The sequence below is a fragment of the Xanthomonas sp. BRIP62418 genome, assembly GCF_003993495.1.
GTDB classification, from domain to species: Bacteria; Pseudomonadota; Gammaproteobacteria; order Xanthomonadales; family Xanthomonadaceae; genus Xanthomonas; species Xanthomonas euroxanthea.
The window spans coordinates 43,441-51,610 of sequence record NZ_QEZG01000053.1 but is presented as its reverse complement, the minus strand read 5'-3'; the positions used below and the strand labels follow the sequence as shown (position 1 = coordinate 51,610).

The 8,170-nt window shown below is 60.2% G+C and carries 9 protein-coding genes; 4 read left to right on the top strand and 5 right to left on the bottom strand.

Annotated features, from left to right (window positions below):
• From recD to EO174_RS20950, 3 genes are all read left to right on the top strand, one after another.
• Positions 1-1,932 (top strand): exodeoxyribonuclease V subunit alpha (recD, locus tag EO174_RS20960; RefSeq protein ID WP_164740291.1); only part of this gene is annotated, 1,932 nt, incomplete at its 5' end.
• Positions 1,933-1,956: 24 nt separating this feature from the next.
• Entirely contained in the window at positions 1,957-3,015 is a 1,059-nt protein-coding gene (locus EO174_RS20955) for a virulence RhuM family protein (protein ID WP_241240053.1), read from the top strand.
• Positions 3,016-3,063: 48 nt separating this feature from the next.
• On the top strand, positions 3,064-3,354 hold the full coding sequence (locus tag EO174_RS20950; RefSeq protein WP_126947224.1) for a HigA family addiction module antitoxin: 291 nt from the start codon (positions 3,064-3,066) through the stop codon (positions 3,352-3,354).
• 35 nt (positions 3,355-3,389) lie between these two features.
• On the opposite strand, the gene EO174_RS20945 is transcribed toward EO174_RS20950, so the two are convergent.
• The 4 genes from EO174_RS20945 to EO174_RS23360 form a co-directional block, all read right to left on the bottom strand.
• Positions 3,390-3,695, bottom strand: a complete 306-nt coding sequence (locus EO174_RS20945) for a type II toxin-antitoxin system RelE/ParE family toxin (protein WP_164740290.1) — start codon at positions 3,693-3,695, stop codon at positions 3,390-3,392.
• Entirely contained in the window at positions 3,695-3,949 is a 255-nt protein-coding gene (locus EO174_RS20940) for an antitoxin (protein ID WP_126947221.1), read from the bottom strand. Before EO174_RS20940 ends, EO174_RS20945 begins: the two co-directional genes overlap by 1 nt.
• A gap of 583 nt (positions 3,950-4,532) precedes the next feature.
• Positions 4,533-4,865, bottom strand: a complete 333-nt coding sequence (locus EO174_RS20930; protein WP_102255212.1) for a hypothetical protein — start codon at positions 4,863-4,865, stop codon at positions 4,533-4,535.
• A 247-nt stretch (positions 4,866-5,112) separates the two neighbouring features.
• On the bottom strand, positions 5,113-5,235 hold the full coding sequence (locus EO174_RS23360) for a hypothetical protein (RefSeq protein ID WP_256359937.1): 123 nt from the start codon (positions 5,233-5,235) through the stop codon (positions 5,113-5,115).
• A 244-nt stretch (positions 5,236-5,479) separates the two neighbouring features.
• Between EO174_RS23360 and EO174_RS20925 the strand changes: the two genes are divergently transcribed.
• Positions 5,480-7,042: a DUF5677 domain-containing protein gene (locus EO174_RS20925; protein WP_126947218.1), complete on the top strand. Its 1,563-nt coding sequence runs from the start codon at positions 5,480-5,482 to the stop codon at positions 7,040-7,042.
• Between the two features lie 28 nt (positions 7,043-7,070).
• Here the strand turns inward: EO174_RS20925 and EO174_RS20920 are convergent, their stop codons facing one another.
• Positions 7,071-7,907, bottom strand: a complete 837-nt coding sequence (locus EO174_RS20920) for a restriction endonuclease (protein ID WP_126947215.1) — start codon at positions 7,905-7,907, stop codon at positions 7,071-7,073.
• Positions 7,908-8,170 lie beyond the last annotated feature (263 nt).

Here is an 8,170-nt window from a genome sequence, read left to right as displayed (position 1 = left end):
GACCCAACCCCTCTCCCCCCGGGAGAGGGTGCCCGAAGGGCGGGTGAGGGTACGGGCCTGCCCGAGCCATCTGTCCACCAAGAGGGCACGGCCCCGCCCGCGCCATCCGTCTATCAAGACGGCACGCACCCACCGGCCCCATCCCACCACCAGGACCGCCAGGCCCAGGCCGCCGCCCTGGCGCTGCGCCGTACCCTGCTGCTGGTCACCGGCGGCCCCGGCACCGGCAAGACCACCACCATCGCCCGCCTGCTGCTGCTGCGCATCGCGCAGGCGCAAGCATCCAACACCCCGGCACCGCGCATCGCCCTGGCCGCGCCCACCGGCCGCGCCGCCGAGCGCATGGCCGAGAGCCTGCGCCTGGCCGTTGCCCGCGCCATCGCCGACGGCATCCAGCTCGCACCCACTCCCGCGGCAGCCGCGCCCGGGCAAGCGAAGCCGTCACCGCACCCCGTCGCCTCCCCTCCCCATCAAGCGACAGAGCCACCGAACCCCTTCGCTTCCTCTCTCCATCAAACGCCAGAGCCAGCAAACCCCGCTGTTTCCCCTCTCCCGCAAGCGGGAGAGGGTGCCCGAAGGGCGGGTGAGGGCCAGCCGTCCACCTGGAACTCCCTCCTCCCCACCGGCGCCAGCACCCTCCACCGCCTGCTCGGTGTCATTCCCGATTCCCCGAACTTTCGCCATAACGCGGACAACCCGCTGCCGTTCGACCTGATCGTGGTCGACGAGGCCTCCATGGTCGACCTGCCGCTGATGTGCAAGCTGGTGGAAGCCGTGGCCGACGGCACCCAGCTGATCCTGCTCGGCGATGCCGACCAGCTGCCCTCGGTGGAAGCCGGCGACGTGCTCGCCGCCATCCTGCAGGCCGCCGGCCCCGGCGACACCCTGCAGCCGCAGGATGCACAGGCGCTGCAACCGCTGCTCGGCAACGCGCCCGGCGATACCACGCCCGCCGCCACCCACAGCGGCGGCCTGGCCGGCCACCGCGTGCACCTGCTGCGCGGCTACCGCCAGGCGCACGACTTCGCGCTCGCACCGTTGGCCGACGCCGTGCGCGCCGGCGACGCCGACACCGCCCTGGCGCTGCTGCGCAGCGGCGAGCTGGCCGGCGTGCACTTCCACGAAGACGGCGAAGACCCGCTCACCCTGGGCCGCGACGCACTGCTCGCCCATTGGCGCGCGCTGGCCGACGCGCACGACCCGGCCGCCGCCCTGCGCGATGCCGCGCGCCTGCGCCTGCTCACCGCCGTGCGCGCCGGCCCGCAGGGCGCACGCGGCCTCAACGCCCGTATCGAACAACTGCTGGCCGAAACCGGCTCCGGCGCCCGCCGTCTCGGCAGCGCCTCGCCCTGGTTTCAGGGCCGCCTGCTGCTGATCACCGAAAACAGCTACCGCCACGGCCTGTTCAATGGCGATGTCGGCATCTGCCTGCGAAGCGATGCGAGTCCCTTTTCGGGGCGCAGTGACGAAGGCCCGTCCTCACCGCCAGGCCAGTCCGCCGCCACCGCCAACCGCCACGCCCCAGGCACAGAGAGCCGTGCCCAGGGCCCGTTGGTCGCCTGGTTCGAAGGCGACGGCGACGGCCAGGTGCGCGGCTTCCACCCCGCCGCACTGCCCGCGCACGAAAGCGCCTTCGCCATGACCGTGCACAAGGCCCAGGGCAGCGAGTTCGACACCGTCTGGCTGCAACTGCCCACCCGCGACGCCCGCGTGCTCAGCCGCGAACTGCTCTACACCGGCATCACCCGCGCCCGCCGCGCCCTGCACCTGGCCGGCAGCGAAGCGGTCATCCGCAGCGCGCTCGCCCGGCACGCCGCGCGCATCTCGGGCCTGGCGTGGCGGTTGGGTGGGGAACAAATACGGCCCGCTGCTGAAATCGCACAGGATTCGCCAGAGGCACCGGTTGCACCGCTGCAAGGCTCGTTATTCTGATGACATCACGCGCTTGGAGACCGCATGAACACCGATGACAAGGATGCCCCTGCTTCCGAGCTGATCCTGTATCGCAGCGAGGATGCACAGACACACATTCAAGTACGGATGGAGGGTGACTCTGTTTGGTTGACCCAGGCGCAGCTGGCCGACCTGTATCAGGTCACAGTCAAGACGATCAGCGAACACCTGCAGAACATCTTTGCTGAAAATGAGCTGGATCCTGAACGAACTGTCCGGAAACTCCGGATAGTTCAAATCGAAGGTGCGCGAGAGGTTCGTCGTGCCGTGGATCACTATCATCTGAGTGCCATCCTGGCCGTCGGCTATCGCGTCCGCTCCTCGCGCGGCACGCAGTTCCGGCAATGGGCCACCGCCCGGCTTACCGAGTATCTGGTCAAAGGCTTCGCCATCGATGACGAACGCCTCAAGCGTGGCCCTGATGACGGCTACTTTGAAGACCTGCTTGGCAAGATTCGCGACATCCGCTCCTCGGAGAAGATGTTCTGGCGCAAGGTGCTGGAGATCTACGCCACCAGCGTCGACTACGATGCCTCGGCCGAGGCCAGCCAGCGCTTTTTCGCTACGGTGCAGAACAAGATGCATTGGGCTGCGCACGGACACACTGCCGCCGAGCTGATCATGGAGCGCGCCGACGCAGGCAAGCCGCATAGCGGGATGACCAACTGGGTTAGCGCTACGCCGCGTGCATCCGACGCCACGGTCGCAAAAAGCTATCTAAATCCTGACGAGCTGGACGCACTGAATCGCATCGTCACTGCCTATCTGGAATTTGCCGAGCTTCAGGCGCTGAACCGCAAGCCCATGACCATGGCCGACTGGATCGCCAAGCTTGACGACTTTTTGCGGCTAAGCGACCGAGAGGTCCTCACCCACGCGGGCCGGGTCAGCCGTGAGCAGGCGCTGGAATTTGGTAAGGCGGAATTCGCACGCCACAAGCAGCAGAAGCTGGCCGAGCCCTCAGCGGTCGAGCGCGATTTCGACGCCGCTACGCGAGAGTTGAAGAAGATGGCACGTGCCCGGGGCAGTGGCGCAGCTGGCAAGAAGGCCGGAGATGCATAAACCCAGTCCCGGCATTGTCGTTTACCACTGAGCACGAGGCATCTGTCCATGACAGTCCTACCCAACATCCACCCTGGCGAAATCCTGCTCGAAGAGTTCCTCGAGCCGATGGGCATCAGCCAGAACGCACTGGCGCGGGCTACCGATGTGCCGCCGCGCCGCATCAACGAGATCGTGCTGGGCAAGCGCGGCATCACTGCCGACACCGCCGTGCGCCTGGCCGCAGCGCTGGGCACGACCGAGCGCTTCTGGCTGGGCCTGCAAGCCGATGACGAGCTGGAACAGGCACACCGCGCGCTGGGCGGCCTGCCGTCACGGATCAAGCGGCTGGCGGCTTGAGTCGAGAGCCACACCATCGCTACGTGGATCGTGCGCTATAACCTGCCGGCCAAACGCACCATCAGATCCATGCGCTCATGCAAGATCGCCACGATCAGCGATGGAGCCTGCTCACGCGGCAGGCAGAAGATGTAATGGTGCATGCAATGCGACATCCGCAACGCAGGGTACAGCGCACTCAGATCCTTGAAAGTGCATTCTCCTGCTGCGAGATGGGCAATGCCCTGTTCCAGGTCTGCGATGTATCGGCGAGCCTGCGGCTGGCCCCAGCGTGCCGAGGTGTAGCGGATGATCCCGCGCAGATCGGCTTCGGCTGCGTCGGTGAGGACGTAGCCGTGCATCAGCCGCGACGGCCCTCGGCCAATTCTTCATCCAGGATGGTGCTGATGCTCTTGGTAGACACCTTGCCGGCAAGGCCCTCCTCGACACGTCCCCCAAGCAGGCCTTTCAACTCATGCCATGCCTGATCAGCGTTTATATCGCCAGGGAACAGGCGTTCAAGGGCGTATTGCTTGATGGTCTTGCCTTGCAAAGCCGCCAGCGCCTTCAGGCTCTGGTGCTGCTGATCGCTTAGGTCGATGGTCAAACGGCTCATGACGCGCTCCGAATTCCGCACAAACCCACATTAGCACAGCCGGTCTGGCCGGCCCGTTGTTCGGTCAACAGCGCGTTGGGGCGCTACGCAGGCCATGTCAGTAGCGATTGAGAGAGTCCGACAGGCCGGGTTCGCAAGCCAACGCTCAGCGCCACGCGCCACGCCTAAAAAACGCGAGGTCAGGCCTGCGCCTGACCTCGTCTGCCGTCTTGCAGGCCGGGCGGCTTACTTGCCCTTCTTTTCCTGCTTGGCCGCGCGCTTTTCCTTCAGCGTCTTGGTCGGCTCTTTCTTCTGGCTCTTCTTCTGGTCCATCCCCTTGCTCATGACACCCTCGTAGTTGCTGGATTGATCGGTGGGGCAGCGCCATGACCCTGGCGTGCCTGCGCACTGTACGGCTTGCGCGGGGTGGAAGGGCAGCGGAAGCGCAAGGCCGGGCGACAGGCGGTACGCCCGGCCCGGCGTTTGCTCAACGCAGCAAGCGCCGGCAGCCCTTCGGCGTGGCCGGCTAGGCCACAAACGCAAACGCAAACGCCCGCGTGCGACCGGCAAGGTCTGCACGCGGGCGCTGGCGACAGCGGTGGGCTTACTTGGCCGGCACGCGCTGGTACTGCTCGCCGCCGGTGTTGAGGTGGCCGTTGGCCGCGTCGATGGCGAAGTTCACCGTCTCGCCATCGTTGGTGACCTGCAGCGCGCCGTCCTTGTAGACCGCCGGGTAGCTCTCGGTCTTGGGCTTGCGGCTGAAGAACTTCGGCGTGGTGCTGCGGACCATGAAGGTCTCGCCATTGCGCTCGATGTCCATCGTCTCTTCCTGCGTCTGCACATTGACCCAGTGGCCGACGAACTTCTCGCCCTCCACCTTGGCGCAACCGCTCACCAGCAGTGCCGCGGCCAGCGCGGTGCCCATCCACTTCATCATCGTGTGTTCTCCAGTTGAGGCTGGGGCCGAGGATGGTGGGTGGGGGATGTATGGGAGGTCAAGGGCGCCGATAACGGCGACTCGAATGCGAGAGCGACTCAGGCAGCGGCTAAACTCACATTTGATTCCATTGACTCATACAAGTGCTCTCGATTGGTATGCAATGATGGCGGCTCAATAGCTAATTCAGGCATTTGCGGGGTACGCAGATAGGCCCGGTGCTGCTCTTAGCTGCGGTCCAGTTCGATCAAGAACGGCAGTCACCCTGCAAAAACGATTTGACTGTCATAACGTGGTTCTTTGGAACATCAAGTGCATCGAAATCGCTGTTGAGCCCTGATATTTTTTGTAATACTTTACCGTCGGTCATGGTCTGCGATCTTCCTGAGATTGTAACTACGGAGAACGCGCCGTGAGCGAGCTTCTTAAATTTACCCAAAATAGGTGGCTAGTACTTCTAAGGAATCGTCGAGAAGCTTCAGAGTTTCACCCAACTTCAATTCTTAGCTTGCTTGCATCCATGTTGATCGACCGAAGTGAGCTCCATATTTGTGATATTTGTGATTGCCAGATAGTAGAAGGTCGGTGATTTTATAAGTTACCTAGGGGAGTTTATGGGAAAGAAGAAGAAGGGTAAGAGGCGGAATAATCTAAATAGTAATAGAAGCACTCTACTGCAGCATAAAAGGGTTGGAAAAACGCTGCTTCCACCAATGATACATATGCTCCCGCAGGAAAAGTTGCGATTCTCATCTTGGTTAAATAATCATCTGCCTGAATTTCTATGGGCCGCATTAGCAGCCAACCTGATCCCGAGAAAAGATTTACTTCAAATTTTCCTTCGTATTGCAATTGACCTTGGCGCTGCGAGCCGAAATAAAGCCTTTGATACAGCGAACCTTACCCACTCTGCGCTGGGCGTATCTAACGACGGAATCGAACAGATATGTGCTGTCATAAAGCTGCATCCAGCAGGCATAAAATCACTACGTCCGCTCCTAGTTCTGCAATCTTTACCAGCCCGGGAGCGATGGCTTTCTGAACTTCAGCAGGAATCTGTAGAAGACGATGTTGGTGTGCTTGCAGAGGCAATCAGCAAGTGCTTGGATCATCAATCTCAGCAGTCAACTGATATTCGATGGCTAGTTCTGATCTTCAAGATATTTAAAGGACAGGCACAGTTCCCGGAAACAATGGCTGAAAGATTAAGGAAATACATGGAGATTGAGCCCGAGGACGAGGAAATGCGCTTCATCAGACCGTCTATACGCGCGGCAGAGATGGCCTTTAGGATGATGACCCAGGATGGGGAGGATGTCGAATCCCAGTGGTGCAGGTCATTCTGGCAGGAATCTCTTGAGAAAAGTCAATGCATTCCAGATAGACGAACAGCTGAAGTTCCGGAAGTTGACTTGCAATCACTACAGGCCTCCTGGTTCGAAAAACAGTATGAGTTGGTTGAAAGGTTCCTTCGCTTGCAATCAACGACTGGACTTGACGCAAAGATTGACGCGGTTTTTGGTATTGCACTTTTTGCCGGAAACTTGTTATTAGAGGTAATGAACGGTAACAACCGGTTTGGGATAGCTGGCAGATTGCTTCTACGTTCGTTAACTGAGTGTAGGATTACGCTCTCCTACCTCGCGGCGAAAAACGAAGATCAACTTTGGTTGAGGTATCGCAACTATGGAGTTGGTCAGGCGAAGCTTGCATTGCTAAAATTAAATGAGCTTGAAAGTCGCCCAAATTTTCTTAGTGAGGAGTCGCTCCAACTCATCGCGAATGAAGACGCATCCGAAGAGTTTGTTACAGTCGATTTGGGCCATTGGTGCAATGCCGATTTGCGGAAGATGGCTGAAACTGCCGGCGTGAAGTACGAATACGATGCTTACTATGGGTGGTCATCTACCTTTGTGCATGGTGGATGGGCTGCTGTTCGTGACGTGTCACTTGCTATATGCATGAATCCTCTTCATCGTCTGCATCGAGTTCCTCGTGGCATTCAGAGACCATTAGAAGATGTCCTTGAAGATACAATCGGACTATTTAACAGAATTTGCGCTCAAGTCGACGAATTTTATGCCGGGAGGTCTGACGAGTTGGTAGTTTCACTCCTATCTGAGTTGGGCGTCGTTGACATCAATGAAGATGGACTTACTACAGAAGGAATAAAGTAACCGTATTGATAAAACAGGGTCAGTTGACTTACGCAGTTCCTCTGCATTTCGGGAACTGGCTGCAGCCTAGGAAGTTCTCGCTAGTGCGCCGATTTATTCTTTGCACAAGCGAGCTGCCGCAGCGCGGGCAGTTTTGGGTGGCGATGGTCGCGGAAGCAGTGGACTCAGTCGAAGCAGAGACAGCTTCGACGCGCGCTGCTTGTGGTGTCGGTGGCGCGGTGGCGTGGTGTTGCGCCGCTCGAATCATTCCCAGCAACTTTTTGCCCCCAATCAGTTCAATCGGCTTGCCTTCGGCAAAGCGCTCAGCGTCCTTCGTGTAGGTACCGATGCAGGCGATCTTGACCGCATGGGCTTGGTGATGGGCCAGCAGGCCGTACATCTCCCGCACTACGCTGACACCGACCTGCTGGCGCTTCCACTGCTTGCATTGCACCAGCGTGCGGCGGCTGTCCTTGCGCAGTATCAGGTCGATGCCGCCGTCTGCGCCGCCCAGGCCTGTTTCTTCGACGCTGTAGCCCTGGCGGCGAAACGCTTCGCCCACCAATAGTTCGAACTGGCGCCAGCCGCCGGCGGCCAGGCTCTCCAGGCTTGTGCGTGTTTCCAGAAAGCGCCGCCGGCTGCGCGTGCCCAGGTAGGAGAACAACGCAGCAAGCCAGCAGACGCCGAGCAGCGTCCACGCCAATGGCGCGAATGTTCCACTCGATTGCTGTGCGAAGCCTTGCGACAACATCCCGCCGTGGTGAGAGAACCACCAGCCAATGCCGTAGCGCACCACCAGATACGCAGCGATTCCCATCACGAAGCCAACCGGCCACGGCAATGCGGCCAACGCTTCGAATCCACCCTGTTTCTTTCTGCGTCCCATGCCAGAACCCCCGTTCCCGGTTTGAACATAGCCGTTGAAGCGGTTTTTGTCAGCAGACCATGCGCGCCGTTGCGATCAATGGCTCATCAACGCTCGGCACGACGCGTGCGCAGGTAAACAGGTGTGTTCTTTACGCTAAAGCTTGAGTTCGCTTGCGCGTTGTTTAGCGCAACCGCATGCCAATCAACGCGATGAAGCGGGCTGCGGTAGTGGTCTCTGTGTACGCTTCCCAGTAATGCATGCGATTCGTAGCGCTCGAAAAT